The organism is Streptomyces sp. NPDC039480 (assembly GCF_055597165.1).
Window position 1 is genome coordinate 737871 of sequence record NZ_JBVITX010000002.1, and the last position, 26495, is coordinate 764365.

At 71.1% G+C, this 26495-nt stretch carries 26 protein-coding genes and 2 tRNA genes; 17 read left to right on the top strand and 11 right to left on the bottom strand.

What is annotated here, in order from left to right; translation table 11 throughout:
• The first annotated feature begins 154 nt into the window (after window positions 1–154).
• The 3 genes from ACZ56E_RS09405 (at window position 155) to ACZ56E_RS09415 (ending at window position 2083) form a co-directional block, all read left to right on the top strand.
• Complete coding sequence (locus ACZ56E_RS09405) at window positions 155–619, top strand: molybdenum cofactor biosynthesis protein MoaE (RefSeq protein WP_471212680.1); 465 nt, start codon at window positions 155–157, stop codon at window positions 617–619.
• Window positions 620–758: 139 nt separating this feature from the next.
• Window positions 759–929, top strand: coding sequence for a hypothetical protein (locus ACZ56E_RS09410; RefSeq protein ID WP_468609067.1), 171 nt, complete (start codon window positions 759–761; stop codon window positions 927–929).
• A gap of 62 nt (window positions 930–991) precedes the next feature.
• The gene (locus ACZ56E_RS09415) at window positions 992–2083 is read left to right on the top strand and encodes a YlbL family protein (protein ID WP_471212683.1); all 1092 of its coding nucleotides are present in this window, start codon (window positions 992–994) and stop codon (window positions 2081–2083) included.
• Between the two features lie 79 nt (window positions 2084–2162).
• Here ACZ56E_RS09415 and ACZ56E_RS09420 read toward each other — a convergent pair whose 3' ends face one another.
• The gene (locus ACZ56E_RS09420; RefSeq protein WP_362996365.1) at window positions 2163–2702 is read right to left on the bottom strand and encodes a PPA1309 family protein; all 540 of its coding nucleotides are present in this window, start codon (window positions 2700–2702) and stop codon (window positions 2163–2165) included.
• Between the two features lie 148 nt (window positions 2703–2850).
• On the opposite strand from ACZ56E_RS09420, the gene ACZ56E_RS09425 reads away from it, so the two are divergent.
• The 4 genes from ACZ56E_RS09425 to ACZ56E_RS09440 all read left to right on the top strand — a co-directional run bounded on the left by ACZ56E_RS09425 (window position 2851) and on the right by ACZ56E_RS09440 (window position 8148).
• On the top strand, window positions 2851–5820 hold the full coding sequence (locus ACZ56E_RS09425) for a UPF0182 family membrane protein (RefSeq protein ID WP_471213144.1): 2970 nt from the start codon (window positions 2851–2853) through the stop codon (window positions 5818–5820).
• A gap of 50 nt (window positions 5821–5870) precedes the next feature.
• Window positions 5871–5944, top strand: a tRNA-Met gene (locus ACZ56E_RS09430).
• Window positions 5945–6177: 233 nt separating this feature from the next.
• The gene (locus ACZ56E_RS09435) at window positions 6178–7995 is read left to right on the top strand and encodes a tetratricopeptide repeat protein (RefSeq protein ID WP_471212685.1); all 1818 of its coding nucleotides are present in this window, start codon (window positions 6178–6180) and stop codon (window positions 7993–7995) included.
• Between the two features lie 79 nt (window positions 7996–8074).
• Window positions 8075–8148: transfer RNA gene (locus ACZ56E_RS09440), tRNA-Met, on the top strand.
• A gap of 69 nt (window positions 8149–8217) precedes the next feature.
• On the opposite strand, the gene ACZ56E_RS09445 is transcribed toward ACZ56E_RS09440, so the two are convergent.
• The 4 genes from ACZ56E_RS09445 to ACZ56E_RS09460 all read right to left on the bottom strand — a co-directional run bounded on the left by ACZ56E_RS09445 (window position 8218) and on the right by ACZ56E_RS09460 (window position 11649).
• Window positions 8218–9357: an ABC transporter substrate-binding protein gene (locus ACZ56E_RS09445; RefSeq protein WP_471213146.1), complete on the bottom strand. Its 1140-nt coding sequence runs from the start codon at window positions 9355–9357 to the stop codon at window positions 8218–8220.
• Between the two features lie 20 nt (window positions 9358–9377).
• A complete protein-coding gene (locus ACZ56E_RS09450; protein ID WP_471212688.1) occupies window positions 9378–10274 on the bottom strand; it encodes an ABC transporter permease in 897 nt (298 codons plus the stop codon).
• Window positions 10271–11050, bottom strand: a complete 780-nt coding sequence (locus ACZ56E_RS09455) for an ABC transporter ATP-binding protein (protein ID WP_471212690.1) — start codon at window positions 11048–11050, stop codon at window positions 10271–10273. Before ACZ56E_RS09455 ends, ACZ56E_RS09450 begins: the two co-directional genes overlap by 4 nt.
• A gap of 182 nt (window positions 11051–11232) precedes the next feature.
• Window positions 11233–11649, bottom strand: coding sequence for a Fur family transcriptional regulator (locus tag ACZ56E_RS09460; protein WP_362996355.1), 417 nt, complete (start codon window positions 11647–11649; stop codon window positions 11233–11235).
• Window positions 11650–11788: 139 nt separating this feature from the next.
• Between ACZ56E_RS09460 and ACZ56E_RS09465 the strand changes: the two genes are divergently transcribed.
• On the top strand, window positions 11789–13258 hold the full coding sequence (locus tag ACZ56E_RS09465; protein ID WP_471212692.1) for a catalase: 1470 nt from the start codon (window positions 11789–11791) through the stop codon (window positions 13256–13258).
• Window positions 13259–13325: 67 nt separating this feature from the next.
• Here ACZ56E_RS09465 and ACZ56E_RS09470 read toward each other — a convergent pair whose 3' ends face one another.
• Together ACZ56E_RS09470 and hisN are read right to left on the bottom strand one after the other, a co-directional pair.
• A complete protein-coding gene (locus tag ACZ56E_RS09470; RefSeq protein ID WP_468311304.1) occupies window positions 13326–13733 on the bottom strand; it encodes a CBS domain-containing protein in 408 nt (135 codons plus the stop codon).
• A gap of 225 nt (window positions 13734–13958) precedes the next feature.
• Window positions 13959–14759, bottom strand: a complete 801-nt coding sequence (hisN, locus tag ACZ56E_RS09475; RefSeq protein ID WP_471212695.1) for a histidinol-phosphatase — start codon at window positions 14757–14759, stop codon at window positions 13959–13961.
• 159 nt (window positions 14760–14918) lie between these two features.
• Between hisN and ACZ56E_RS09480 the strand changes: the two genes are divergently transcribed.
• Window positions 14919–15524, top strand: coding sequence for a TetR/AcrR family transcriptional regulator (locus tag ACZ56E_RS09480; protein ID WP_471212697.1), 606 nt, complete (start codon window positions 14919–14921; stop codon window positions 15522–15524).
• Window positions 15525–15532: 8 nt separating this feature from the next.
• Here ACZ56E_RS09480 and ACZ56E_RS09485 read toward each other — a convergent pair whose 3' ends face one another.
• The 4 genes from ACZ56E_RS09485 to ACZ56E_RS09500 all read right to left on the bottom strand — a co-directional run bounded on the left by ACZ56E_RS09485 (window position 15533) and on the right by ACZ56E_RS09500 (window position 19099).
• On the bottom strand, window positions 15533–15856 hold the full coding sequence (locus ACZ56E_RS09485; RefSeq protein WP_362996345.1) for a DMT family transporter: 324 nt from the start codon (window positions 15854–15856) through the stop codon (window positions 15533–15535).
• Between the two features lie 111 nt (window positions 15857–15967).
• Window positions 15968–16978 (bottom strand): ribosome small subunit-dependent GTPase A, encoded by a 1011-nt coding sequence (gene rsgA / locus ACZ56E_RS09490; protein WP_468609052.1) that lies wholly within the window; start codon window positions 16976–16978, stop codon window positions 15968–15970.
• 16 nt (window positions 16979–16994) lie between these two features.
• On the bottom strand, window positions 16995–18344 hold the full coding sequence (gene aroA / locus ACZ56E_RS09495) for a 3-phosphoshikimate 1-carboxyvinyltransferase (protein ID WP_471212701.1): 1350 nt from the start codon (window positions 18342–18344) through the stop codon (window positions 16995–16997).
• 32 nt (window positions 18345–18376) lie between these two features.
• A complete protein-coding gene (locus ACZ56E_RS09500) occupies window positions 18377–19099 on the bottom strand; it encodes a M50 family metallopeptidase (RefSeq protein ID WP_468609048.1) in 723 nt (240 codons plus the stop codon).
• A gap of 49 nt (window positions 19100–19148) precedes the next feature.
• Between ACZ56E_RS09500 and ACZ56E_RS09505 the strand changes: the two genes are divergently transcribed.
• The 8 genes from ACZ56E_RS09505 to def all read left to right on the top strand — a co-directional run bounded on the left by ACZ56E_RS09505 (window position 19149) and on the right by def (window position 26434).
• Window positions 19149–19967, top strand: coding sequence for an SOS response-associated peptidase (locus ACZ56E_RS09505; protein ID WP_468609046.1), 819 nt, complete (start codon window positions 19149–19151; stop codon window positions 19965–19967).
• A gap of 1 nt (window position 19968) precedes the next feature.
• A complete protein-coding gene (locus tag ACZ56E_RS09510; RefSeq protein ID WP_471212706.1) occupies window positions 19969–20610 on the top strand; it encodes an alpha/beta hydrolase family protein in 642 nt (213 codons plus the stop codon).
• 230 nt (window positions 20611–20840) lie between these two features.
• Window positions 20841–21524 (top strand): sigma-70 family RNA polymerase sigma factor, encoded by a 684-nt coding sequence (locus ACZ56E_RS09515; protein ID WP_468609042.1) that lies wholly within the window; start codon window positions 20841–20843, stop codon window positions 21522–21524.
• On the top strand, window positions 21521–21829 hold the full coding sequence (rsrA, locus tag ACZ56E_RS09520) for a mycothiol system anti-sigma-R factor (protein WP_362996335.1): 309 nt from the start codon (window positions 21521–21523) through the stop codon (window positions 21827–21829). Before ACZ56E_RS09515 ends, rsrA begins: the two co-directional genes overlap by 4 nt.
• A gap of 129 nt (window positions 21830–21958) precedes the next feature.
• Window positions 21959–23314, top strand: a complete 1356-nt coding sequence (locus ACZ56E_RS09525; protein WP_471212709.1) for an HD-GYP domain-containing protein — start codon at window positions 21959–21961, stop codon at window positions 23312–23314.
• A complete protein-coding gene (locus ACZ56E_RS09530; protein ID WP_471212711.1) occupies window positions 23311–24603 on the top strand; it encodes an HD-GYP domain-containing protein in 1293 nt (430 codons plus the stop codon). The genes ACZ56E_RS09525 and ACZ56E_RS09530 overlap by 4 nt, the downstream gene beginning before the upstream one ends.
• Window positions 24604–24741: 138 nt before the next feature.
• A complete protein-coding gene (locus ACZ56E_RS09535; protein ID WP_468609036.1) occupies window positions 24742–25722 on the top strand; it encodes a tetratricopeptide repeat protein in 981 nt (326 codons plus the stop codon).
• Between the two features lie 61 nt (window positions 25723–25783).
• A complete protein-coding gene (def, locus tag ACZ56E_RS09540; protein ID WP_471212714.1) occupies window positions 25784–26434 on the top strand; it encodes a peptide deformylase in 651 nt (216 codons plus the stop codon).
• The last annotated feature ends 61 nt before the right edge of the window (window positions 26435–26495 follow it).

The window sequence follows — 26495 nt, forward strand, 5'->3', positions numbered from 1 at the left end:
TCCGCCGTCCGTGGGCAGCTCCTGTGGGGAAGCGCCGAGCGGGCAGCCTCTGTAGGGCCCTGTAGGGCCCTGTAGGGAACTCCAAGGCGACACGCGTGCGTGCCGGGCGAAAGGTCTATTCCGTGATGCCCGTGCCGTGCGGCACCATGGCCGCATGGCACGCACCACGATGGACCACCCCGGCGAGCAGGCCGCGCAGGACCCGATCCGCCTGCTCGCGATCCGTGACACCCCGCTCTCTCTGGACGAGGTCTTCCGGGCCGTCGGCGACGACGCGGCGGGCGGCACGGCGCTCTTCGTGGGGACCGTGCGCAACCACGACGGCGGCGCGGACGTCGACGAGCTGGGGTACTCGACCCACCCCACCGCCGAGGCCGAGATGCGCCGGGTGGCCGAGAAGGTCGTCGCCGAGTTCCCGGTGCGCGCCCTTGCCGCGGTGCACCGCGTCGGGGACCTCGCCGTCGGCGACCTCGCGGTGGTCGTGGCCGTCTCCTGCCCGCACCGCGCCGAAGCCTTCGACGCCTGCCGCCGGCTGATCGACGACCTCAAGCACGAGGTGCCGATCTGGAAGCACCAGCGTTTCTCGGACGGCAAGGAAGAGTGGGTCGGCGCGTGTTGAGTCGCCCGGCCCCGGTGGCTCCGACCGCGTGACGGGCGCTCCGGTTGCGTAACCCGACCCCTGCCGTGAGCGTTGACCCTGCGGATGGTTAATCTGCTGATCAGTCAGTTGCGGTGGCTCACAGGCTCGGGAGGTCGGTATGGCATCACTTGCCTGGTTGCTCATTCCGCTCCTGGCGGCCGTCGGAGCGGGTCTGTGGGGCAGCTGGGCGGCCCGCAACCGCAAGTCCGGCCGCACGGGTGACGCCCACGAGCTCAACGGCTACGCGGCCTTCCGTGAGGCCATGGAGAAGTCCCGCACCGGGAGCTGAAAGCGCCCCGTACGGACCGGCCCCGGGGGTGTCCTCACAGGCAGGTCCCGTACTGTCGTTCCATGCCACGCCGCACTGCGACGATGCTCGCCTCCACCTTGATGCTGATCGCGCTGCTCTGCGCCGGAGTACTCATCAAAGTGCCGTACTCGGAGATGTCCCCCGGGCCCACGGTGAACACCCTCGGCGACCACGACGGCGAGCCAGTGCTGCAGATCTCCGGACGCAAGACCTATCCCACGACCGGCAACCTGAACATGACGACGGTCAGGGTCACCAGCGCCGACTACGACATGAACCTCGCGGAGGCCGTGTACGGCTGGCTGGCACACGACAACATCGTGGTGCCGCACGACACGCTCTACCCGAACGGCAAGACCGAGCAGCAGTCCACCCAGGAGAACGCCGAGGAGTTCAGCCAGTCCCAGGAGAGCGCCAAGGTCGCGGCGCTCAGGCAGCTGGACATCCCGGTGAAGTCCCAGGTGATCGTCTCCACCGTCTTCAAGGGCGACCCGGCGGAGGGCAAGCTGCACGCGGGCGACGTCATCCGCAAGGTGGACGGCAAGCCCGTCAAGGAGATGACGGACGTCGCGAAGCTCGTCACCGCTCACAAGCCGGGCGAGACGGTCAGCTTCACCGTCGTCCCGGTCAAGGTCGCGGCCGCCGCCGAGAAGGCGGGCAAGGCGCCGACCGAGACCGAGGAAATCAAGATCAAGACGAAGGGCGCTGAGGACGACGCGGACCGCGCGGTCGTCGGCATCAAGGCGGGCACCGACCACACCTTCCCGTTCACGATCGACATCAAGCTGGCCGACGTGGGCGGACCGAGCGCCGGACTGATGTTCGCCCTCGGCATCGTCGACAAGCTGACTCCGGACGACCTCACCGGCGGCAAGTTCGTGGCCGGCACCGGCACCATCGAGGCCGACGGCAAGGTGGGCCCGATCGGCGGCATCGAGATGAAGACCGTCGGCGCGCGTGACAAGGGCGCCGAGTACTTCCTCACGCCGAAGGGCAACTGCGCGGCCGCCGCCGAGGACGTCCCCGACGGCCTCACGCTCGTCAAGGTGGACACCATCGCCGACGCCGTGAAGTCCCTGGAGAAGATCCGCAAGGGAAAGACCGCCGACCTGCCGAAGTGCACCACCGGCTGACCGGTCCGACCGGGCCCTGACACAGCTGTACGCGGGTGGGGGCGCCCCACCCGCGTACAGAACGGAATATGACCTACCGCTACGCGAACGTCGCCGCGAGCGCCTCCGCAAGGCCGGGCACCAGATCCGAACCGGTGAGGACCTCGGTCGGCGAGTCCTTCTCGCGCAGCCGCAGCGCGGACTCGCGCGCACCGTCACGGAGCACCGCGACCGTCATCCGGACCTCCTGGCGGTCCGGGTGCTCGGCCACCCACTTCGCGAGCTGCGCCTCACCGAGACCGTCCGGGACGGACGCCTCGGCGGACGGCGGCAGCATCAGGCGCTCCACGGTGAGAGCGCAGCCCGCCACCGCGTCCGGCCAGGCGATGGTGCCGAGGAATTCGTCCAGCGGCTTGTCCGCGGGGATCTCCTCCTGCTCGATGGGGGTCAGGCCGGCGTGCTCCACGCCGTCGTCGAGGCCGAGCTGGGAGGCGAGGCCGGGTTCTTGGGTACGCAGTCGCGCCGTGTCGACCAGCGCGAAGAGGCGGGCGGGCCGGTCCCAGCCGAGGCCGGATACGTACTCGTCGATCTCGAGTACCGCCCGGGTGAGGGGGCTCGCTGCCATGGGAGTGTTGGACATGGTCACAATCCTGCCTCGTTAGTCCCGAGAAACGGGAACCGAGTAAAGCGTAGGTAAGTTGCATAGGTGTGGCTCCACGATCTCCGGGGCCTGACGGACCAACAGCGAATCAACAGCGAACTTCGAGGTGCGCACCTTGGCTTTCCAGATGCCGGACCGCGGCGGAGGCCCGACGGGGCCACGGATCAGAGTGGGCCGACCCTCCCGGCGTGTCCGGACCCTGCTCATGACACTGGGGGTGCTGGCCGTACTGGCCATGGCCTTCGTCATGTTCTCGGGGTTCTGGACGGACTGGTTGTGGTACCGCTCGGTCAACTACTCATCGGTCTTCACGACGACCCTGTGGACCAAGATCGGCCTGTTCTTCGTCTTCGGCCTCCTCATGGCGGCCGCAGTCGGCGTGAACATCTGGCTGGCGCACCGGCTGCGCCCGCCGCTGAGTGCCATGTCGATGGAGCAGCAGAGCCTCGACCGGTACCGCATGGGCATCGCCCCGTACAAGAAGTGGCTGCTCATCGGGGTCACCGCCCTGGTGGGTCTGATCGCGGGCGCGTCCGCCGCCGGTCAGTGGCGCACCTGGCTCCTGTGGGTCAACGGCGTGTCCTTCGGCCAGAAGGACCCGCAGTTCCACATGGACGTGTCGTTCTTCGCGTTCGACCTGCCCTGGTACCGCTTCCTGCTGGGCTTCGGCTTCGCGGCCACGGTGCTCTCCCTGGTCGCCGCCGCCCTGACGCACTACCTGTACGGCGGGCTGCGGATCACCAGCCCCGGCGCCCGCGCCACCGCCGCGGCCACCGGTCACCTCTCGGTGCTGCTCGGTGTCTTCGTGTCGCTCAAGGCCATCGCGTACTGGCTCGACCGGTACGGCCTCGCGGTGAAGTCCAGTGACTTCAAGGCGACGGACAACTGGACCGGCCTGAAGTACGTCGACGCGAACGCGTACCTGCCGGCGAAGACGATCCTGTTCTGCATCGCCGTCATCTGCGCCATCCTCTTCTTCGCCACGCTGTGGCGGCGCACCTGGCAGCTGCCGGTCATCGGCTTCGGCCTGATGGTGCTCTCGGCGATCCTCATCGGCGGGCTCTACCCCGCGATCGTCCAGAAGTTCCAGGTCCAGCCGAACGAGCAGGCCAAGGAAGCGCCGTACATCGAGAAGAACATCGAGGCCACCCGCCACGCCTACGGCATCAGCGGGGTGAAGCCCGAGGACTACAAGGGCGCGGGCAAGGTCGACGAGGATCCCAAGAAGAAGCGCGAGGACGCGGACACGGCGGCCAACTACCGGCTGAACGACCCGAACATCGTCTCGCCGACCTTCCAGCAGCTGGAGCAGGAGCGCAGCTACTACCAGTTCCCGAAGACGCTGGACGTGGACCGCTACAACGGCCAGGACACCATCATCGGCCTCCGCGAGCTGAACGTGAACAAGCTCGACAAGCGGAACTGGATCAACGACCACTTCGCCTACACCCACGGCTACGGAGTGGTCGCCGCCAAGGGCACGGAGACCAAGCCCGGCTCCAAGGGCGCCCCGGCGTTCACCGAGGCGGGCCTGCCCACCACCGGCAACCTCGGTGAGTACGAGCAGCGGATCTACTACGGCGAGAAGACGTCCCAGTACTCGATCGTGGGCGGGCCCCAGAAGGAGCTCGACTACGAAGAGGACGGCGGCGGTCAGAAGACGTACAGCTACAAGGGCGACAGCGGAGTCAACCTCTCCAACCCGATCAACCGCGCCGCGTACGCGGTGTCCTTCGGAGAGCCGCAGATCCTGTACTCCGGAGCCATCGGCGAGGGCTCGCGGATCCTCTACAACCGCACTCCGAAGGAGCGCGTGGAGGCCGTCGCCCCGTGGCTGACCATCGACGGCGACGTCTACCCGACGGTTGTGGACGGCCGTATCCAGTGGGTCGTCGACGCCTACACGACCAGCAACGGCTACCCGTACGCCTCGCGGACGACGCTCGGCGACACCACCGCCGACTCCCTGTCGCAGGCCGACAGCCAGCGCACGGTGATCGCCCAGCAGAACCAGGTCAACTACATCCGGAACTCGGTGAAGGCCACCGTCGACGCGTACACCGGCGACGTCAAGCTCTACACCTGGGACGACGAGGACCCGGTCCTGAAGACCTGGAAGAAGGCGTTCCCGGGCACCGTCAAGGACAAGAGCGAGATCCCGCCGAAGCTGATGGACCACCTGCGCTACCCGCAGGACATGTTCAAGGTCCAGCGCGAACTGCTCACGAAGTACCACGTCACGGACCCCGGCCAGTTCTACAACGCGAGTGACGCGTGGCAGGTCCCGAACGACCCGACGAAGAAGGACGACAGTGCGGTCCCGCCGTACTACCTGTCTCTGAAGTCGCCGGGCAAGACGCAGCAGCAGTTCTCCCTGACGACGACGTTCACCCCGAGTGAGCGGCCCAACCTACGGGCCTTCATGACGGTCGACGCCGATGCCAGAAGTGCGAACTACGGCAAGATGCAGCTGCTCAGAGTCCGGGGTGACGTCGACGGCCCCGAACAGGTGCAGAACAAGCTGAACTCCATGACGGAAGTCGGCAACTTCGTCCGTGACATGAAGGGCGCCGACTCCGACGTCCTCTACGGCAATCTGCTGACCGTGCCACTGGACGACGGCTTCCTGTACGTCGAGCCCGTCTACGTACAGGGACGCAAGTCGGCGTATCCCCTTCTGAAGAAGGTCGCTGTGTCGTACGGCACGGAGACCGCCTTCGCGGACACCCTCAGCGAGGGCCTCAACCAGGTCTTCAGTACTGAAGGGACCACCAAGCCGCCGGCCGACGATCCTGGCGAGGACGAGCCGACCAAGCCGCCGAAGACGAACGACCCGACGGTCCAGGACGCGCTCGACGACGCCCAGAGGGCCTTCGAGGACGGCGAGGCGGCCATGAAGGAGAACGACTGGAAGGCGTACGGCGAGGCGCAGGAGCGGCTCCAGGAGGCTCTGGAGCGGGCCGAGGAGGCCTCGGCGAAGGCCAAGGAGAAGGACGACAAGGCCGCCGACAAGAACGCCGACAAGGACGCTGACCAGGCCGCCGACAAGAACGCGGACAAGAACGCGGACAAGCCGGAGCCCGAGAAGACCGAGTAGTGGGTGGTCAAGCAGCCCTCCCGCGCCGTGGTACGGTTTCAACACAACGGCGCGGGGTGGAGCAGCTCGGTAGCTCGCTGGGCTCATAACCCAGAGGTCGCAGGTTCAAATCCTGTCCCCGCTACTGCAAGGTGAAGGCCCGGATCCTTACGGATCCGGGCCTTTGTCGTGTGTGCCGGGTGCCGGTGCCCGTCGTGTGCGGGTGGCCTATGCCAAGACATGCGAACGGTGCCCGGTAGGGGGAGAGTTGGGAGATCTGTGTTTGACTTATCTCTCTGTGGGCATGTCGACAAAACGCTGAAGTGACCTCACTGGCTGCGGTATACCAGGTGTACCCAGGTTGCAGGTGGTGCGACGATGGACGTTATGGGGGACAAGGCAACTCTGTTGGAGACAGGGCGGTTTGTGCAGCCGGCCGACCGGGAGGATCCCGGGGCGGCCGCCGAGGAGATGCGCCACCGGCTGGCCGCCGAGGCCGGCGACGTGGACGCGATGAGCGTTCTCGGAAGTCTTCTCCTGCGCCGCGGTGATCTCGACGGCGCCGAATCTCTGCTGCGCGCGGCGACCGCCGAGGGCGACCGCGCCGCCGCCAACAACCTCGGAGTCCTCCTCCACCAGCGTGGGTACGCGGACGAGGCGGCCGGCTGGTGGCGCGTCGCCGCCGTCGCGGGATCCGCCGCGGCCGCGCACGCGCTCGGCCGCCACCACCGCGAGCGCGGCGACGAGCCCGCCGCCGAGTACTGGCTGCGCCAGTCCGCCGAGCAGGGCCACACCCTCGGGGCGTACGCGCTCGCGGACCTCCTGGAGCACCGCGGTGACGTCGGCGCCGAGCGCTGGCTGCGGGTCGCCGCCGAGCGCGGCCACCGGGAGGCCGCGTACCGCCTGGCCCGCGCGCTCGACCGGCGGGCCGACACGGAGAGCACCGACCAGCCCGCGCGCGGGGGGCGCCCCGACGCCGCGCGCACGCCCGCCGACGAGGCCGAGCAGTGGTACCGCCAGGCGGCCGCCCGCGGTCACCGGCGCGCCGCGCTGCACCTCGGCTCCATCCTGGAGCGGCGCGGCGAGCTGAAGGAAGCGGGCCGCTGGTACCTCAACTCCGCCAAGGACGGCGAGGCCAGGGCGGCCTGCGCGCTGGGCTTCCTGCTGCGGGACGCGGGCGACGAGGAGAGCGCCGCCGTGTGGTGGCTCAAGGCCGCCCAGGACGGCGACGGGAACGCCGCGAACGCGCTGGGCGCGCTGCACGCCGAGCGCGGCGAGACGCAGACCGCCGAGCGCTGGTACCGCGCCGCCATGGACGCGGGCGATGTGAACGGCGCGTACAACCTCGGGCTGCTCTGCGCCGAGCAGGGCCGCACCGCGCACGCCGACCAGTGGTACCGCCGCGCCGCGTACGCGGGACACCGCGAGGCGGCCAACGCGCTCGCCGTGCTGCTGCTCCAGGGCGGCGACGCGGCCGGGGCCGAGCCGTGGTTCTCCAAGGCCGCGGAGGCGGGCAGCGTGGACGCCGCGTTCAACCTCGGGATCCTGTACGCGAGCCGGGACGACGAGGCCGCCGCCCTGCGGTGGTACGAGCGCGCGGCCGCCGCCGGGCACACCGACGCCGCGCTCCAGGTCGGCACCGCGCGGCTGCGCGAGGGCGACGACCAAGAGGCCGAGCGGCACCTGCGGTGCGCGGCGGGAGGCGGCAGCGCCGAGGCGGCGTACCGGCTCGGGATGCTGCTCGACGCGCGCCGTCCCCCCGCGGGGCCGCCGGCGCTCGGCGAGCCCGCCGCGGAGAAGACCGAGTGCGAGGAGTGGTACGAGCGGGCCGCCCAGCAGGGCCACCGGCGCGCCCAGGTCCGGGTGGGCATGCTCGCCTCGGGCCGGGGAGACGTCGTCGAGGCCGCCAAGTGGTACCGCAAGGCCGCGGAGGCCGGCAGCCGGAACGGCGCGTTCAACCTCGGGCTGCTGCTCGCCCGCGAGGGCAGCGAGCCGGAGGCCGCCCTGTGGTGGACCCGGGCCGCCGACGCGGGCCACGGCCGCGCGGCACTCCGCCTCGCCCTCCTCTACGCCCGGCGCGGGCAGCTGGCGCAGGGGCAGCGCTGGGCCACGAGAGCCGTCGACCTCGGCCCCGCGGAGGTCTCGGAGCGGGCGGGCCGCCTGCGTGAGGCGCTGCGCCAGGAGCTCTCCGCGTAGGTCCCGCCCCGGGCGGGTCGGAGCATGGCAGAACAGATTTGCGCTGGTCGTAGCGTTGACGTACTGTTGTGTTTACCGACGCGGGGTGGAGCAGCTCGGTAGCTCGCTGGGCTCATAACCCAGAGGTCGCAGGTTCAAATCCTGTCCCCGCTACTGACGGTCGAGGGCCGGAAGCCGATTGGCTTCCGGCCCTCGATTCATTTGTGGCCCACCGCCTCCTCGTCACTTGTGGCCCACCGCCTCCTCGTACAGCGTGCGGTCCACCACCTTCTCCTCCGGCACCTTGGCGCCCTCCGAGACGCCCGCCGCGCGGTACGCGTCCTGCAGGCGGTCCGTCGTGCCCGCGCGGATCTCCCAGTCCATGCGGAGGGACGGCGTGGCGAGCAGCACCTCCTCGTCCGTCTCCAGGAGCTGTGCGAGCTTCGCCGCGAAGGCCTTGTCGGTCTTGTAGTCACCCGCGAAGTACGTGTTCACCGTGCGGATGTACGCGCGAAGCAGCGCGACGCCCGCGTCCGGGTCCTCCTTGAGGAGGTTCGGGCCGAAGAGGAGGCCGCCCAGCGGTTCACCTTGGGGCTGGCCGCCCAGGAACGCGTACCTCTTGTCGCCGTCGACCTTGCGCCAGACCGGGTCGAGCAGCCAGGCCGAGTCGGTGCCGCCGTTCTGGAGGGCGGTGAGGATGTCGGCCGAGCCCAACTGCTGGAACCGGATCTTGTCGAGGCCGCCGCCGTGCTTCTTCAGGGCCTTGTTCATGGGGTACGCGATGACGGACCCCTTGCCGATCATCGTGCCGAGCTTCCGGCCCGCCATGGGGACATGGGCCGCGGTCTCGTCCTTCTTGAGGCGTACCCACAGGCCGCTCTTCGAGCGGGGGTCGGGGGAGAAGTTGCCGGCCGTCCACTTGATGTCGAACCCGCTGGAGATGCCGTTCATCACGGCGGCTTCCGGGGCCGCCCACTGGGCGTCGACGTCGCCCTTGGCGAGGAGGGGGAGCGCGTCGGGAGTGGGCAGCACCTTCAGTTCGACGTTCAGGCCCTCCTTCTTGAACTCGCCCTTCTCCACGGCCATCTGGAGGGGGCCGACGTATTCGGCGCTCAGGGTGCCGGTCGCGATGGTCAGGCGGCGCTCCTCGGCGAGCGGCTCGGGCGCGGGCGTGTTCGGGGCGCAGCGGGCCGGCTCGCGGTCGGGGGAGAGGTCGGCGGGGTCGGTCCAGCTGCCCTTGCCGCAGCCGGACACGGGGGTGACCGTGCGGGGCCCGGTGGGCGCGGCGGTCTGCCGGCCGTCGTCGTTCTCCGCGCAGCCCGCGGCGGCGAGCAGCGAGCCCGCCACGAGCAGGGTGAGCGCGGTGGTGCGGATACTTGTCATGGCGGTGGTGCGGATGCGTGTCACGACTGGCTCCGTCCGCGGTCGCGCGGGGCCCAGGGAGCGAGCAGGCGGCCCGCGATCCGCACCAGCTCGGAGAAGACGACGCCGAGCAGGGCGACGCAGACGATGCCGACGAACATCACGTCGTTCTGGAAGAGGGCGCGCGAGTCGAAGATCAGGTGGCCGAGGCCGTCGGCCGCCGCGATCTGCTCCGATGCGACGATCACCAGGACGGCGACGCCCGCGGCGATCCGCGCGCCGACAAGGACGGCCGGCAGGGACGCGGGCAGCAGGACGTGGCGGAACATCTGCCAGGGCGAGGCGCCGAAGACCTGCCCCGCGTCGCGGTGTCCCGACGGGACGGCGAGGACCGCCGCCATCGTCGAGATCCAGACGAAGAAGAAGACCGTGGCGGCGACGAGTGCGATCTGCGGGCCCTCGCCGAGCCCGAACATGTTGAGGAAGACCGGCAGGAGCGCCAGCTTCGGGACGACGTACAGCGCGTCGAGTGTGGGCTCCAGCGCGGCCCGTACCACGGAGAGCGTGCCCATCAGGAGGCCCAGCGCGTACCCGGCGACCGTGCCGATCGCGTACCCGGCGAGCACGCGCTTCAGCGTGGCCCACACGTCCGGCCACAGCTGGCCGTCCGCGGCGCGGTGCCAGCCGTCCTCCAGGATGGTCTGCGGCGCCGGGTAGACGCGGTCGTCGATCCAGCCGCGGACGGCGGCCAGCTGCCAGAGCAGGATCAGGGCCGCGGGGACGCCCACGGCGAGTGACAGCTCCAGGGCGCGGCGGCGGCGATGGGTGCGGACGGGGTGCAGCTCCCGCGGACCGGGCTTCCGGACCAGCAGGTCCTCTTGAGAGGCGGGACCCTTGCCGGCGGTCGTGGTCGTGGTCCTGCTCGTGGTCCTGGTCATGCCGCGGCCGCCGTGCCGACCTCGGCCCGCAGCAGCTCCCACAGCTCGCCCTTCAGGGCGGTGAACTCGGGCGCGGTACGGATCTCGCCGCCGCGAGGGCGCGGGAACGGCGGGCGGCGCTCGGCGATGACGCGGCCGGGCCGGGCCGACATCACCAGGACGCGGTCCCCCAGGACGATCGCCTCTTCGAGGCTGTGCGTGACGAACAGCGTCGTGGTCCGAGTGGCCTGCGTGAGGGCGAGGAGCTCATCCTGCAGGAGGATGCGGAGCTGGGCGTCGAGGGCGGCGAAGGGCTCATCCATCAGGAGGATCTCGGGCTCCACTGCCAGCGCGCGGGCGATCGCCACACGCTGGCGCATGCCTCCGGAGAGGGCGGCGGGATAGGCGTCGGCGAAGTCGGCGAGGCCCATGCGGGTCAGCCAGTCGGTGACGCGCGCGTTCGCCTCGCGGCGGGGGACCTTCTGGATGTCCAGGCCGAAGCGGACGTTGGCCCGGACGGTCTTCCAGTCGTAGATGCCGTAGTCCTGGAAGATCATCGCGACGGGGTGGCGGGCTGCCGTGCGGATGCTCAGTTCGCCGGAGCCGGGGCGCAGGAGGCCGGCGGCGATGCGGAGGAGGGTCGACTTCCCGCAGCCCGAGGGGCCGACGAGGCAGGTGAACTCACCGGGGGCGATCTCCAGGTCGACGGGGCCCAGGGCGTGCACCGCCTTGGCGGCTCGGCCGAAGCTCCTGGTCACCGCGTGGGCGCGGAGTTTGGGGTGCGGATCTTCTTCCACGGCTTCTCCTCGCGGAGGGCAGGCGGATGTCGGGCGCCGCAGAGAATATGACGGGGCGTCAGATTCTGGAAGGGGGTCGGCACCGGTCGGGAGGCGCACGACGAAGGCGCACGACGAAGGCCCCCGGCACCGTGCGGTGCCGGGGGCCTTCGCAGTCGTACGAAAAGTCGTACGGAAAAGTGCTACGCCGCCGCGCAGCTCGGGCAGACGCCCCGGTACGTGACCTCCACGTCCTCGACCGTGAAGCCGAAGCGCTCCGAGTCGGGGAGGCTCGCCAGGGGGTTGCCCGTGGGGTGGACGTCGCGGATGGCGCCGCAGCGGGCGCAGACCAGGTGCTGGTGGGGCCGGTGCGCGTTCGGGTCGTACCGCTTGGCGCGGCGGTCGGTCGAGACCTCGAGGATCTCGCCGAGGCTCACGAGCTCGCCCAGGGTGTTGTACACGGTGGCGCGGGAGATCTCGGGCAGCTTGTCCGTGGCGCGGGCGTGCACCTCGTCGGCTGTGAGGTGGACATGGTCCCCGTCGAGGACCTCGGCCACGACGCGTCGCTGCGCCGTCATGCGCCAGCCGCGGCCGCGCAGTCGTTCCAACAGGTCACTCATGGGAGCCAGCCTAACAGGCGGGGGACCTCAGTCCCGAACGGGTGTGAATTTGGATTCTCGCTTGACTTAGACAAAGTCCATCGTAGGATCGAGTACGGCAAACGCCAAGGGACAGGGTCGACGGACAGGACTTGCAGGAATGACGCAGGAGGCGCACGTGACGCAGGGATCGCTCACCACGGAGGCCGGGGCGCCGGTCGCCGACAATCAGAACAGTGAGACCGCGGGCGTCGGCGGACCGGTTCTGGTCCAGGACCAGCTGCTTCTGGAGAAGCTCGCCCACTTCAACCGCGAGCGGATCCCGGAGCGGGTCGTGCACGCCCGCGGCTCGGGTGCGTACGGCACCTTCACGCTGACCCGGGACGTCTCGCAGTGGACGCGTGCGAAGTTCCTCTCCGAGGTCGGCAAGGAGACCGAGACGTTCCTGCGGTTCTCCACCGTGGCCGGCAACCTCGGCTCGGCCGACGCCGTGCGCGACCCGCGCGGCTGGGCGCTGAAGTTCTACACCGAAGAGGGCAACTACGACCTCGTCGGCAACAACACCCCGGTCTTTTTCATCAGGGACGCCATCAAGTTCCCCGACTTCATCCACACCCAGAAGCGCGACCCCTACACGGGCTCGCAGGAGGCGGACAACGTCTGGGACTTCTGGGGCCTCTCCCCGGAGAGCACCCACCAGGTGACCTGGCTCTTCGGCGACCGCGGCATCCCCGCTTCGTACCGCCACATGGACGGCTTCGGCTCGCACACGTTCCAGTGGAACAACGAAGCCGGTGAGGTCTTCTGGGTCAAGTACCACTTCAAGACCGACCAGGGGATCAAGAACCTCACCGCTCAGGAGGCCGAGGTCCTCGCGGGCAAGGACCCCGACTCGCACCAGCGCGACCTGCGCGAGGCCATCGAGCGCGGCGACTTCCCGTCCTGGTCCGTGCAGGTGCAGATCATGCCGGCGGCCGACGCGGCGAACTACCGCTTCAACCCGTTCGACCTCACGAAGGTGTGGCCGCACGCGGACTACCCGCCGATCGAGATCGGCAAGCTGGAGCTCAACCGCAACCCGGAGAACGTCTTCGCCGAGGTCGAGCAGGCCATCTTCAGCCCCGCGCACTTCGTGCCCGGCATCGGCCCGTCCCCCGACAAGATGCTCCAGGGCCGCCTCTTCGCGTACGGCGACGCCCACCGCTACCGCGTCGGCATCAACGCCGACCACCTGCCGGTGAACCGTCCGCACGCCACCGAGGCGCGCACCCACTCCCGCGACGGCTTCCTCTACGACGGCCGTCACAAGGGCGCGAAGAACTACGAGCCGAACAGCTTCGGCGGACCGTTCCAGACGGACCGGCCGCTGTGGCAGTCCGTCCCGGTCACGGGCGGCACCGGCAACCACGAGCCGGTCAGGCACGCCGAGGACAACGACTTCGTGCAGGCGGGCAACCTCTACCGGCTGATGTCCGAGGACGAGAAGGTCCGCCTGGTCGAGAATCTGGCGGGCTTCATCTCCAAGGTCTCGCGCGACGACATCGCCGAGCGCGCGATCGACAACTTCCGTCAGGCCGACGGTGACTTCGGCAAGCGGCTGGAGGCCGCGGTCCAGGCCCTGCGCGGCTGACCAGCACCACTTGCCGTGGGCAGTGCGGCGGGCCGGTTCCCTCATGGGGGCCGGCCCGCCGCCGCGTTCACCCCGCCATCGAGGCGGTGGCCGCCGCGCGCCGGCCCGGCGCCCAGCAGCGGATGATGTCGCGGACCGAGACGATCCCGGTCGGTTCGTTCCCGTCCATGACGATCAGGTGTCGGAAGCCGCCGTGCGACATGGCGTCCGCGGCGTCCTCCAGGGTCCACGAGGGGCAGGCGAAGACGATCTCGGTGGTCGTGTGGGTGCCGGCGACCTCCTGGTCCGGGTCCTGGCCGAGGCCCAGGGAGATGAGGATGTCCCGCTCGGTGAGGATGCCGAGGCCACAGGTGTCGGGGTCCAGGACGACGGCCGCGCCGACGCGGCGGGCCGCCATCAGGTGGGCGGCCTGACGGAGAGTGTGGGCGGGGCCGATGGTGAGGACCATCGAGCTCATGGCGTCGCGGACGAGCATGGGCGTGAGCCACCTCCTTGGTGAAACCGCGGTCTCCCGGTGGGCGAAGGATTGCCTCCGCCACCTGCTTGGAGAACGGATTCACAAGTTCACAAGTGGGGGGACTCTCAGAGTTGCAGCCACGCCGGGGGCGAGCAAGGGGGCGTGCGCGGTCAGTTCGACCAGGCCGGTCCGCGGCCGATTCGCCTCAGCCGGTCCGCGGTCGGTTCGACTCGGTCGTACGACTCAGTAGCGCTGGTTGAGATAGCCCAGCAGCTCGTCGTGGAGCAGGCCGTTCGACGCGGCGGCGTTGCCGCTGTGCGGGCCCGGCCTGCCGTCGAGGCCGGTGAAGCTGCCGCCCGCCTCGGTCACCACGATCGCGGTCGCCGCCATGTCCCAGAGCGAGAGCTCCGGCTCCGCGCAGAGGTCGACCGACCCCTCGGCGACCATCATGTACGGCCAGAAGTCGCCGTAGCCACGGGTGCGCCAGACCGAACGCGTCAGGTCCAGGAAGCCGTCGAGGCGGCCCTGCTCCTCCCATCCGGAGAGCGAGGAGTACGCCAGCGAGGCGTCCGAGAGCCGCGAGACCTTGGAGACGTGCAGCCGGGTCGCCGAGGTGAGGGAGCGGCCCGTGTACGCGCCGCCGCCCTTCGCCGCCCACCAGCGGCGGCCGAGCGCGGGCGCGGAGACCACGCCGACCACCGGCTGGTACCCGCCCTCGCCCGCTTCCATCAGGGAGATCAGGGTGGCCCACACCGGGACGCCGCGCACGTAGTTCTTGGTGCCGTCGATCGGGTCGATCACCCAGCGGCGCGGGCCCGTGCCCTCGACGCCGTACTCCTCGCCGAGGATCGCGTCGCGCGGCCTGGCCCGCTGGAGGTTGCCACGGATCAGCTCCTCGGCGGCCTTGTCGGCCTCGCTCACCGGCGTCATGTCCGGCTTGGTCTCGACCTTGAGGTCGAGGGCCTTGAACCGGGCCATGGTCGCGGCGTCGGCGGTGTCCGCGAGGACGTGGGCGAGACGCAGATCATCGTGGTAGTCGGGCATGGGTGAACAGTATCGATCTCGTTCGGCACGATCCACAGCGCCAGGTACGAGGCGCTTCACGGCGCTTGCGCCGGGGCTATTGACAGTGCTGCCGAGCCCGTCAACTCTGGCACGGGAGCCCCTATGGGCCTGTCCGGCCCTGGGCCCGGGGAGGCGACGATGCCCGCAGCACGGGAATCCTTACTGGACGCGGCGTACACGGCGCTCGCACGGCGGCCGTGGCCCGGCGTCCGCATGGTCGACGTCGCGGCCACCGCCGGGGTGTCCCGGCAGACCCTCTACAACGAATTCGGCAGCAAGGACGGCCTGGCCCGCGCCTTGCTGCGGCGCGAGACGGACGGCTATCTGCACGGTGTCGAGCGGGCCCTCGCCGAGGAGCGCGAACCCGCCGACCGGCTCGCCGCCGTGGCCGCGTGGACGGTCGGCGCCGCCAGAGGCAACGCGCTGGTGCGGGCCGCGCTCACCGGCTGCTGGAGCGAGCGGCTGCCCGCGCCGAGCCGGAACGCCGGTTCCACCTCGTCGGTGCCCGCGCAGCGCCGCGCGGACGCGGGGGTGCCCACCGCCGCGGAGCTGCTCACGCTGGTGCGGGACCGGGCGGTGCTCGCGCTCGGCGGCCGGGCCAGGAGCCGCGACCCCGAGCTGGCCCGCGCCTGCGAGAGCGCCGTCCGCCTCGCCCTGTCGTACGTCATAGCCCCGGCCGGGAACGACGACGACCCCGCGGAAGTGGTCCGCGGGGCCATAGGGCGCTGGGTGGCGCCCAGGTAGCTGCCGGGCTAGTGCGCGGAGCCGGACAGCTGGAGGCCGATCACGCCGATGATGACGAAGGAGATCGACACGATCTTGAGCGTGGAGACCAGGTCGTCGAGGAAGATCATGCCGTAGATGGCGGTGCCCGCGGCGCCGATGCCCGTCCAGACCGCGTAGGCCGGCCCCACGTCCAGCTTCTTCAGCGCCAGGGTCAGCAGCCCGAAGCTGCCCAGGGCGAAGCAGGCGAACGCGATCGTGGGCCAGAGCCGGGTGAAGCCGTGCGACAGCTTGAGACAGACCGCGAAGCCGGTCTCGAGAATCCCGGCGACGATGACCAGCAGCCACGCCATGTCCTTGCCTCCCGTACTCGTCCACGATGTGCGGCCGCTTCGTCCGCCCGGAATCCGGCTCGGTGCGATTATGCATTTACCTTCGCCCGCGCGGTGCAAACAACGGGGAGGTCAGTCGTCGTCGCGCCGTTCCCGTGTCGCGAGCAGCCTGCGCAGGGAGTAGAGGCGCTGCGGGTCCGCGTGCCCGGCGGCCACCCAGGCGTCCAGGGCGCAGTCCTTCTCGTCGTGGCTGCAGCCGCGCGGGCAGTCCACCGTCCCCGGCTCCAGGTCGGGAAAGGCGAGGATGACGCGGGACGGGTCGACGTGGTTGAGGCCGAACGACCGCACGCCCGGAGTGTCGATGACCCAGCCGCCCACGTCCGCGAGCGGCAGTGCCAGCGCGGACGTGGTGGTGTGCCTGCCGCGGCCCGTGACCGCGTTGACGTGCCCGGTCGTGCGCCGCCGCTCCTCCGGGACGAGCGCGTTGACGAGCGTCGTCTTGCCGACCCCGGAGTGCCCGACGAAGGCGGTCACCTTGCCGTCGAGCAGTTCGTGGACCCGCGCGAGCTCCGCGCCGTCGGTGAACTCCTCGCGGCTGGTGACGACATAGGGGATGTCGAGGGTGGCGTACGTCTCCAGGATCTTGTCGGCGGACGCCAGATCCGACTTGGTCAGGACGAGGATGGGCTCCAGACCGCCGTCGTACGCCGCCACGACGCACCGGTCGATCAGCCGCGGACGCGGCTCGGGGTCGGCGAGGGCCGTGACGATGGCGAGCTGGTCGGCGTTGGCGACGACCACGCGCTCGTACGGGTCGTCGTCGTCGGCGGTGCGCCGCAGGACGGAGGTGCGCTCCGCGATCCGTACGATCCGCGCGAGCGTGTCCTTCTTGCCTGACAGGTCCCCGACCACGGCGACCCTGTCGCCCACCACGGCGGCCTTGCGGCCCAGCTCGCGGGCCTTCATCGCCATCACGATCCGGTCGTCGACCAGGACGGTGAGACGCCCCCGGTCGACGGTGAGGACCATGCCCTCGGCCGCGTCCTCGTGCTTGGGCCTGATGTGGGTGCGGGGGCGGTTGCCCTTGCGGTTGGGGCGGACGCGGATGTCGTCCTCGTCGGGGTTCTTGCCGTAGCGGCGCATGTTCTCGTTCCGCCCGTCAGTTCCCGAGCATCCCGGTCCAGAGGTCGGGGAAGTCCGGGAGCGTCTTCGCCGTCGTCGCGACGTTCTCGATCTGTACGCCGTCCACCGCGAGGCCGATGATCGCGCCCGCGGTCGCCATGCGGTGGTCGTCGTAGGTGTGGAAGATGCCGCCGTGCAGCCGGCGCGGCCTGATGTGCAGGCCGTCGGCGGTCTCGGTGACGTCACCGCCCAGTTCGTTGATCTCCTTGGTGAGCGCGGCGAGCCGGTCCGTCTCGTGCAGACGGAGGTGGGCGACGCCGCGCAGGGTCGAGGGCGAGTCGGCGAGGGCCGCGACCGCCGCGATGCCGGGGGTGAGCTCGCCGACCTCGCTCAGGTCCACGTCGATGCCGTGGATCGAGCCGGAGCCGGTGAACACCAGGCCCTGCTCGGTCAGTTCGCAGGAGCCGCCCATCTGCGTGAAGATCTCGCGCAGCGCGTCGCCGGGCTGCGTGGTGCGGGCCGGCCAGTCGGGGACGGTGACCGTGCCGCCGGTGACCAGGGCCGCGGCCAGGAACGGCTGGGCGTTCGACAGGTCGGGCTCGATGGTCAGGTCGCGGCCGAGGAGGGCGCCGGGGGCGACCCGCCACACGTCCGGCTCGCCGCCCGCCTCGGGAGTGTCCACCTGGGCGCCGACGGCACGGAGCATGTCCACGGTCATCCGGATGTGCGGCATCGACGGCAGGGCACCGCCCACGTGCTGCACCTCGACGCCCTGGTTGAAGCGGGGGCCCGACAGCAGCAGGGCGCTGACGAACTGCGAGGACGACGAGGCGTCGATCTCGACCCGGCCGCCCTCCAGGGCACCGCCGCCGTGCACGGTCAGCGGCAGCGCGCCCGGGCTGCCCTGCGACGCGTCGTCGATGCGGGCGCCGAGTGCGCGCAGGGCGTCGATCACGCCGTGCAGGGGCCGCTCGTACGAACGGGGGTCGCCGTCGAACCTGATCGGTCCGTCGGCGAGGGTGGCGACCGGGGGCAGGAAGCGCATGACCGTGCCGGCGTTGCCCACGTCGACCGTGGCCGGGCCGTGCAGGCCCGAGGGGATCACACGCCAGGCCTCGCCGGAACCCTCCTTGCCGCCCGCGACCGACGAGCTCGACGACACCGTCTCCTCGATGCCGACGCCCATGGCCCGCAGCGCGCCCGCCATCAGCAGGGTGTCGCGGGAGCGCAGCGGACGGCGCAGCCAGCCCGGCTCGGCGGCCAGCGAGGCCAGGACCAACGCGCGGTTGGTGACCGACTTCGAACCGGGGACGTGGACCGTCGCGGTGACGGCTCCGCTTGCGTGCGGGGCGGGCCAGAGGGCGGTGTTCGCCGGGGTTTCGGTCATGCCCTCACTTTAGTGGCTGCCGGTGACCCTGCTCAGACGTCGAGGAGCCAGCGACCCCCGCCCATCAGGGAACAGAGCGAGACGGCGTGGAAGAGGAAGAGCCACAGCCCCGCCGGTACGTGCGTGAGCCGCGACAGCTGGTCCGCGTCCGAGTCGCCCGCGCCCCCGCGCCTGCGCTTGGCCTGCAGTTCGAAGGCGGGACGTACGCCTCCAAGGAGCAGGAACCACACCACCGCGTACGCGAACGCCGCTTGCACGTCGGTGTCGGCCAGCCACGACACGAGCAGGAACGTGCCGCCGGTGAGGACCACGGTCAGCGCGCCGTACGCGTTGCGGATCATCACCAGCATCACGACGAGCAGCGCGGTGGCGATCCACAGCAGCGCGGTGATGCGCCCGGAGGAGAGCAGCGCCGCGCCGCCGAGGCCGAGCAGCGGGGGAGCGGTGTAGCCCGCGGCCGCGGTGAGGATCATGCCGATGCCGGTGGGCCTGCCGCGCGAGACGGTCAGGCCCGAGGTGTCGGAGTGCAGCCGGATGCCGTCGAGGCGGCGCCCGGTGAGGAGGGCGACCAGGCCGTGGCCGCCCTCGTGCGCGATGGTGATGGCGTTGCGGGCGAGGCGCCATACGGCGTGCGGCACGACGACGGCGAGGGCGACGACACCGGTCGCGATCACCAGCCACTGCTCGGGCGCCGCCTGCGTGCCGAAGACGCGGTCCCAGAGGTCGGTCAGGCTTGCGTTGGCGGTGCTTTCCATTGCGGGGAGTGACTCCTATGGTCGTACGCGGTCTGGCAGTCTGGCACGTATGTGCGGACGGTTTGCATCCAGTCGTAGGCCCGAGGATCTCGCGGCGACCTTTGAGATCGAGAAGTGGGAGGAGCCCCAGGAGGAGTTCGCCCCCGATTTCAACGTGGCCCCCACCAAAGAGGTCTACGCCGTCCTGGACCGTCCTCTGAAAGACGCCGAGGACCCGCGTCCGGTTCGCCAGCTGCGCACGCTCAAGTGGGGGCTCGTCCCCTCCTGGTCCAAGACGCCCGAGGGCGGCGCCCGGATGATCAACGCGCGCGCGGAGACCGTCCACGAGAAGCCGTCCTACCGCCGGGCCTTCACCTCCCGCCGCTGCGTCATCCCCGCCGACGGGTATTACGAGTGGGTGACCGCGCCCGAGGAGCGGCAGCTGGAGGTCGAGGGCAAGAAGAAGCGGCCGCGCAAGCAGCCCTACTTCGTGACGCCCGCCGACGGCTCCGTCTTCGCCATGGCGGGGCTCTACGAATTCTGGCGGGACAAGACCCTGCCCGACGAGCACCCTCTCGCCTGGTGGGTGACGTGCACGGTGATCACCACGGAGGCGGAGACCGCACCCCTCGCCGTCGCCCCCGAGGAGGGCCCGCGCTCGCTCGCGGACATCCACCCGCGCATGCCGCTGATGCTCACCCCGGACCGCTGGGACGCCTGGCTCGACCCGTCCCGCACGGACGCCGAGGACCTGCGCACCCTCCTGGAGCCGCCGCCGCACGGCCTGATGCGGGCCTATCCGGTGTCCACCGCCGTCAGCAACGTACGCAACAACGGACCGGAGCTGCTGAAGGAGCTCGACGGACCCGAAGAGGGCACACTCTTCTGACGTGACCCAGAGCGAGATCATCCAGACCGACGCCGGTGAGGCACGCATCACCTGGCACCCGGCCCCGAAGAAGAGCGCCCGCCTCGTCCTCGCCGTCAGCCACGGCGCCGGTGGTGGCATCGAGGCCCGTGACCTTCAGGCCCTCGCCGCCGAGCTGCCCGCCCACGGTGTGACCGTCGCCCTCGTCGAGCAGCCCTGGCGGGTCGCGGGCAAGAAGCTCGCGCCCGCGCCGAAGACGCTGGACGTGGGGTGGCGCGGCATCTGGCCCGCGCTGGAGAAGAAGGGGCTGCCCGTGATCTCGGGCGGCCGCAGCGCCGGCGCCCGCGTCGCCTGCCGCACCGCCACCGAGCTGGGCGCCGCCGCCGCGCTCGCCCTCAGCTTCCCCCTGCACCCTCCGGGCAAGCCGGAGAAGTCCCGCGCGGACGAACTCCTCGGCGCGGGCGTGCCCACCCTCGTCGTCCAAGGCGGCAATGACCCCTTCGGAAAGCCCGCCGAGTTCCCCGAGGGGCCGTACGAGCTGGTGGAAATCCCCTACGGCGACCACGGGTTCGCCGTGCCGAAGCGGGCGGACATCGGGCAGGACGAGGCAGTGAAACGCATCACGGACGGCGTCACCCGGTGGGCGGGAATGTTGGACGGGTGACCTCTGTTGTTGCGGACAGACGGTGAACGCCGTCAGCAGTGTTCGTACGAGAGGGAGTCCGCCGCATGGGTTCGACCATCTGCCCGAACCGCTCCAGCGCCTCTGACCTGGAGTGGACGGTGCTGAGCGCACCCAAAACCGCATCTATTCGGGCGGCGCGGGGAGCGGGTCGTCGTCTATCCTCCGATTCGAGTGGGGCTGCTTTCGGCCTCACCACGTCGTTGGAGGAGGTGGGTCCGGTCACTGGGACCGACGCAGGGACCGAGCACGGCCAGGCGGAGCAGCCCCGAGAGAGTTCGGAGAACCCCGAGACGGCCGCGGAGCGCACGGCCCGCTTCGAGCGGGACGCGCTGACGTTCCTCGACCAGATGTACTCGGCGGCGCTGCGCATGACGCGCAACCCGGCGGACGCCGAGGACCTGGTGCAGGAGACCTACGCCAAGGCGTACGCGTCGTTCCACCAGTTCCGTGAGGGCACCAACCTCAAGGCGTGGCTGTACCGCATCCTCACCAACACGTTCATCAACTCGTACCGCAAGAAGCAGCGCGAGCCCCAGCGCAGCGCCGCCGAGGAGATCGAGGACTGGCAGCTCGCGCGCGCCGAGTCGCACATGTCCACCGGTCTGCGCTCCGCCGAGTCGCAGGCGCTGGACCACCTGCCCGACTCGGACGTGAAGCGGGCGCTGCAGGCGATCCCCGAGGAATTCCGCATCGCCGTCTATCTGGCCGACGTAGAGGGCTTTGCGTACAAGGAGATCGCGGACATTATGGGGACACCCATCGGTACGGTGATGTCCCGACTGCACCGGGGCCGCCGCCAGCTGCGCGGCATGCTGGAGGACTACGCCCGTGAGCGCGGGCTCGTCCCGGCAGGTGCCGGGGAGTCGAACGGAACGAAAGGCTCGGGCTCATGAGCTGCGGAGAGCCGCACGAGACTGACTGCAGTGAAGTCCTGGACCATCTCTATGAGTTCCTCGACCACGAGATGCCGGACAGCGACTGCACCAAGTTCGAGACGCACTTCGAGGAGTGCTCTCCGTGCCTGGAGAAGTACGGCCTCGAGCAGGCGGTCAAGAAGCTGGTGAAGCGCTGCTGCGGCCAGGACGACGTGCCCGTCGACCTGCGGGCCAAGGTGATGGGCCGCATCGACCTGATCCGCTCCGGGCAGGCCGTCCCCGAGCAGGACGTCACCCAGGACGCGGCCCCCTCGGAGGCCTGAACACGCGGGGTCCGCGCACGGGCCCCGCTCTCCTCTCCCGTCACTCGAACGTGCTAATTACCGGCAGCCGCGCGCTGACCGGCGGACCGCCGTTCTAGTCTCCGGACCGGAAACGGGGAGGAGACCTCCATGCGGTCGGTGCCGGTGCGGGCCCGCGTCTACATCCTGTGCGTCGCCCTGGCAGGCGTCGCCTGTGCCGTCCCCGCGGCCGGTGAGCGTCCGTCGTGGCCGGCCGTCGCCCTCCTCTCCGTGCTCTACGCCGGCTGCGAGCAGATCACCAGGTGCCGCTTCGTCGGCCGCCGGGCCCCGCGCGGACTCGGCACCTTCTTTCCCGTCCTGCTCGCCGGGGTCTTCCTGCTGCCGCCGTCGGCCGCCGCGCTCGTCGCCGTCCCCGGCGCGCTGCTCGCCCGCGTCGACCGGCACCCCCGCCGGCTGCGCCGCGTCTGGCGCGCCGCCCAACTCGCCCTGGCCGCCTGGGTGTCCGCGCGGGTCTATGCCGCCCTCGGCGGTCCCGCCGCCAGTGCCGCACCCGACTTCCCGTACGTCCTCGGGCCCGCCGGAGCCGCCGTGCTGGCCTTCGCCGCCGTGCTCACCGTGCTGGACGGCGGCGTCCTCCTGACCGCCGAGCGCGTCCCGGCGCGCACCGCCTGGCGCGGGCTCTTCCCGCGGGCGCTCGCGCCCGTCGCCGTGCACGGCCTGGCCGGACTGATGATGGCGGTGCTCTGGACCAGCCCGTACGGGCCCGCCGCCGCCCTGCTCGTCCTGCTCCCGATGGGCGTCTCCTGCTGGGTCTTCGCGCAGTACCACCGGGAGCGCGCCGCCCACCAGGCCACCATCCGCGCGCTCGTCCAGGCCGTCGACATCAAGGACAAGTACACCCGCGGGCACAGTGAGCGCGTCGGCCGCGCCTCCGTGATGATCGCGCGTGAGCTGGGCATGGACGACGAGCGCGTCGAGGTCCTGCGGTTCGCCGGGATCCTGCACGACGTCGGCAAACTCGGCGTACCCACCCGGCTGTTGCGCAAGGACGGGCCGCTGACGCCGGAGGAGCGCCGCGTCATCGAACTGCACCCCGAGTACGGGCACGAGATGGTCCGCGGCATCGGCTTCCTCGGCGAGGCCAGGGCGGCGATCCTGCACCACCACGAGCGGATCGACGGCAGCGGCTACCCGTACGGGCTCACCGGGCCGCAGATCCCGGAGTGCGCGCGGGTGGTGGCGGTGGCCGACGCCTTCGACGCCATGACGTCGACCCGGTCGTACCGGCGGGCCCGGCCCGTCGAGGCGGCCGTCGCCGAACTCACCCGGTGCGCGGGCGCGCAGTTCGACCCCGAGATGGTCGGGGCGCTCGCCCGGGCCCTGGACCGGCACGGCTGGCACCCCGAGGTCACGGCGGACGTCCCCGAGCAGGGCGGCGGCGGACCGCAGGGCCCCGCGCCCGCCCCGCCCGCCCGGCCTGCGGTGTTCCGCACGGTGGCCCGGTGAAGGCCCCCTCCCGGCTGCCTCACACGGTCACCTGTCTGGCCGGACTGCTCGCCCTCGGCTCCCTCGCCTGGACCCTCTGGCACGGCATCACCGAAGGCCGGGCCGCCCTCGCCTTCGGAGTGCTCATCGCCCTCGGCGAGCTGGCCCGGTGGGGGAGCGGGGCGGACCGGGAGCCCGCGCCGCTGGGCGCCGCGGGAGCGCTCGCGTACGCCCTGCTCGGCGAGAGCTCCGGGCAGGCCACGCACCACGGGGTGCCGCAGGTGATCGCCGTGGTCGTCGCGGCGGTTCTGGTCGGAGCGGTACCGAACGTGGCGCTCGGCCGCGGGCCCTCGCTCGACCACATGGCGCGCCGGGTGCTGACCGTCGGGTTCGCCGCCGCCTGCTTCCAGCCCCTCTACAACTCGGGCAGGCTCGGGGCGGAGGAATCGCCGATGTCCTTGGGGCTGTGGGGGAGGGTGGGGCACGGGCCGTACTTCGCGCTCGTCCTCGTCGCCCTGCTCGTCCTCACCGCGCTCTGCGACGCCGTCCTCGCCGCCGTGACGGCTCACGCGCGCACCCGGTGGCCGTTCGGGCCGCTGCTGCGGGAGGAGCTGCGGGCGATGCCCGGCATCGGCTCCGCGGTGTGCGCGACGGGCGCCGTCATGGCGCTCGCGGTGGCCGTGGCCGGACTGTGGGCGCTGCCCGTCCTCAGCCTCCCGCTGCTGCTCACCCAGCTGTCCTTCCGGCGGTACGCGGCGGTCCGCGCGACCTACCGGCAGACCATCGCCTCACTGGCCAGGGCCACCGAGATCGCCGGATACACCCCGCAGGGCCACGCCCACCGGGTGGCCGGTCTCAGCCGGGCCGTGGGCCGGGACCTCGGCCTGTCCGAGTCGGACCTCACCGTCCTGGAGCACGCGGCGCTGATGCACGACATCGGACAGCTCTCCCTCGTCGACCCGGTCCCCGCGGGCGCCACCGCGACGCTCTCCGCGGCGGAACAGCGCCGAATAGCCCTGCTCGGCGGAGCGGTCGTCCGGCAGACGGGGGTGGCCGCCGCGGTCGCCGTCGTCGTGGAGCGGCAGGCCGATCCGTACCGCGAGCAGCCGCTCACCGCACGAATTGTGCGGACGGCGAACGCGTACGACGAGATGGCGCGGGGAGAAGGACCCTCAGGGGCGCTGGGCGGCCCGCTCCACGCCCTGGAGAGGCTGCGCCTGGCCACGGGCCACGACTACCAGCCGGAGGTCGTGGAGTCGCTGGCGAGGGTGCTGTCCAGGGACGGTCTTACCTCGAGCCCGGCTGGGTAACCCATGGGTAATGAGCGGCCGTCCGACCGTACGTGGTTGGATGCGAAGAAGAGGGTGCACGGGGGCAAGGACCCGACGCTGTGCCCGGACGAGACAAGACCTACGCATGACGTGGCAGGCGGGAATCAGGCGGGAATCGTGAGGATCTTCGGCAAGGGACGGCACCGGCCCTCCGCCTCATGGCGGCAGGCGACCGACCGCGCGTTCACGCTGATCGGCGACGGCCGGTACGAGGACGCGGGGGCACTGCTCACGCGCGCGGCGGATCTCGAACCCTGGCTGTCCGAGTCCTGGTTCAACCTGGCGCTGCTGCACAAGTTCCGGCACGACTGGGAGCAGGCGCGGGCGGCCGGACTGCGGGCCGTCGCGCTGCTCGACCGGTCCGCGGGCGCCCCCGACTGGTGGAACGTCGGCATCGCGGCCACCGCGCTGCAGGACTGGCCGCTGGCCCGCCGCGCCTGGCAGGCGTACGGCCTGCGGGTGCCCGGCGGGGTGGCCGCCTCCGGCGAGCCCACGGGCATGGAGCTCGGCAGCGCGGCCGTGCGGCTCTCCCCGGAGGGGGAGGCCGAGGTCGTGTGGGGCCGGCGCCTCGACCCGGCCCGTATGGAGGTCCTGTCCATTCCGCTGCCCTCCTCCGGGCGCCGCTGGGGCGAGGTCGTGCTGCACGACGGCGTCCCGCACGGCGAGCGGACGACGGCGGCCGGGCACTCGTTCCCCGTGTTCGACGAGATCGAGCTCTGGGCGCCCTCGCCCGTGCCGACCTGGGTGGTCCTCCTGGAGGCCGCCACCGAGGACGACAGGGACGCCCTGGAGCGGCTCGCGGCCGACGCGGGCTTCGCCGCCGAGGACTGGTCGTCCTCCGTGCGGCTGCTCTGCCGGATGTGCTCCGAGTCCCGGATGCCGAGCGACGAGGGCGACGGCGAGCACCTGGATCCGCACGACCACAGCGAGCCCGGCCACCCGGGCCCGCTCGGCCACCGCAGCCCGGGCGCCCTCTGGGTGCCGGAGCGCGAGTGCGGCCTGGCGGCGCCCGCGGGCCTGGTGCGCGGGCTGCTCGACGGCTGGGTGGCGGACAGTCCGGACTCCCGTGACTGGCGGGATCTCGAAGAGGTCTGCTGACTTCGCCGTAGGCTGTACCGGCACAAACTCTTGAGGGTTCCAAGGAAGGCGTACGGCGGACATGGCGCAGGACACTGAGCAGCAGGCTTCGGGCGGGGTGCTCCCCGTCGACGACGAGGGCTTCGTCATCGACACGGAGGACTGCGAGGAGCGGGAGACGGCCTACCGCGAGCGCGGTACGTCGCGGCCGATCACCGTCGTCGGCAACCCGGTGCTGCACAAGGAGTGCAAGGACGTCACGGCCTTCGACGACGACCTCGCGAAGCTGATCGACGACATGTTCGCGACCCAGCGCGTCGCGCAGGGCGTGGGCGTGGCCGCCAACCAGGTCGGTGTCGACCTGAAGGTCTTCGTCTACGACTGCATGGACGACGAAGGCGTGCGGCACGTCGGCGTGGTCTGCAACCCGGTGCTCCAGGAGCTGCCCGCCGACCGCCGCCGGCTCGACGACTCGGGCGAGGGCTGCCTCTCCGTCCCGACCGCCTACGCCCCGCTGGCCCGCCCGGACTACGCCGAGGTGACCGGGCAGGACGAGAAGGGCAACCCGATCAAGGTGCGCGGCACGGGCTACTTCGCGCGCTGCCTGCAGCACGAGACCGACCACCTGTACGGGTACCTGTACATCGACCGCCTCTCCAAGCGGGAGCGCAAGGACGCGCTGCGCCAGATGGAAGAAGGCACCCCGCGCTACCCCGTGGTGGCGAATGCCTGACGCACGCGCCGCCTGAGCGGCGCGGGAACCGCGTGACACGAGCGGCCCCTGGTCCGGGAAC

Excerpts from the sequence above, each read along its gene's own strand:
- ACZ56E_RS09405 (WP_471212680.1), top strand. The coding sequence starts at position 155 with ATGGCACGCACCACGATGGACCACCCCGGCGAGCAGGCCGCGCAGGAC.
- ACZ56E_RS09410 (WP_468609067.1), top strand. The coding sequence starts at position 759 with ATGGCATCACTTGCCTGGTTGCTCATTCCGCTCCTGGCGGCCGTCGGA.
- ACZ56E_RS09415 (WP_471212683.1), top strand. The coding sequence starts at position 992 with ATGCCACGCCGCACTGCGACGATGCTCGCCTCCACCTTGATGCTGATC.
- ACZ56E_RS09420 (WP_362996365.1), bottom strand. The coding sequence starts at position 2,702 with ATGTCCAACACTCCCATGGCAGCGAGCCCCCTCACCCGGGCGGTACTC.
- ACZ56E_RS09425 (WP_471213144.1), top strand. The coding sequence starts at position 2,851 with ATGCCGGACCGCGGCGGAGGCCCGACGGGGCCACGGATCAGAGTGGGC.
- ACZ56E_RS09435 (WP_471212685.1), top strand. The coding sequence starts at position 6,178 with ATGGACGTTATGGGGGACAAGGCAACTCTGTTGGAGACAGGGCGGTTT.
- ACZ56E_RS09445 (WP_471213146.1), bottom strand. The coding sequence starts at position 9,357 with ATGACAAGTATCCGCACCACCGCGCTCACCCTGCTCGTGGCGGGCTCG.
- ACZ56E_RS09450 (WP_471212688.1), bottom strand. The coding sequence starts at position 10,274 with ATGACCAGGACCACGAGCAGGACCACGACCACGACCGCCGGCAAGGGT.
- ACZ56E_RS09460 (WP_362996355.1), bottom strand. The coding sequence starts at position 11,649 with ATGAGTGACCTGTTGGAACGACTGCGCGGCCGCGGCTGGCGCATGACG.
- ACZ56E_RS09465 (WP_471212692.1), top strand. The coding sequence starts at position 11,789 with ATGACGCAGGAGGCGCACGTGACGCAGGGATCGCTCACCACGGAGGCC.
- ACZ56E_RS09470 (WP_468311304.1), bottom strand. The coding sequence starts at position 13,733 with ATGCTCGTCCGCGACGCCATGAGCTCGATGGTCCTCACCATCGGCCCC.
- hisN (WP_471212695.1), bottom strand. The coding sequence starts at position 14,759 with ATGCCCGACTACCACGATGATCTGCGTCTCGCCCACGTCCTCGCGGAC.
- ACZ56E_RS09480 (WP_471212697.1), top strand. The coding sequence starts at position 14,919 with ATGCCCGCAGCACGGGAATCCTTACTGGACGCGGCGTACACGGCGCTC.
- ACZ56E_RS09485 (WP_362996345.1), bottom strand. The coding sequence starts at position 15,856 with ATGGCGTGGCTGCTGGTCATCGTCGCCGGGATTCTCGAGACCGGCTTC.
- rsgA (WP_468609052.1), bottom strand. The coding sequence starts at position 16,978 with ATGCGCCGCTACGGCAAGAACCCCGACGAGGACGACATCCGCGTCCGC.
- aroA (WP_471212701.1), bottom strand. The coding sequence starts at position 18,344 with ATGACCGAAACCCCGGCGAACACCGCCCTCTGGCCCGCCCCGCACGCA.
- ACZ56E_RS09500 (WP_468609048.1), bottom strand. The coding sequence starts at position 19,099 with ATGGAAAGCACCGCCAACGCAAGCCTGACCGACCTCTGGGACCGCGTC.
- ACZ56E_RS09505 (WP_468609046.1), top strand. The coding sequence starts at position 19,149 with ATGTGCGGACGGTTTGCATCCAGTCGTAGGCCCGAGGATCTCGCGGCG.
- rsrA (WP_362996335.1), top strand. The coding sequence starts at position 21,521 with ATGAGCTGCGGAGAGCCGCACGAGACTGACTGCAGTGAAGTCCTGGAC.
- ACZ56E_RS09525 (WP_471212709.1), top strand. The coding sequence starts at position 21,959 with ATGCGGTCGGTGCCGGTGCGGGCCCGCGTCTACATCCTGTGCGTCGCC.
- def (WP_471212714.1), top strand. The coding sequence starts at position 25,784 with ATGGCGCAGGACACTGAGCAGCAGGCTTCGGGCGGGGTGCTCCCCGTC.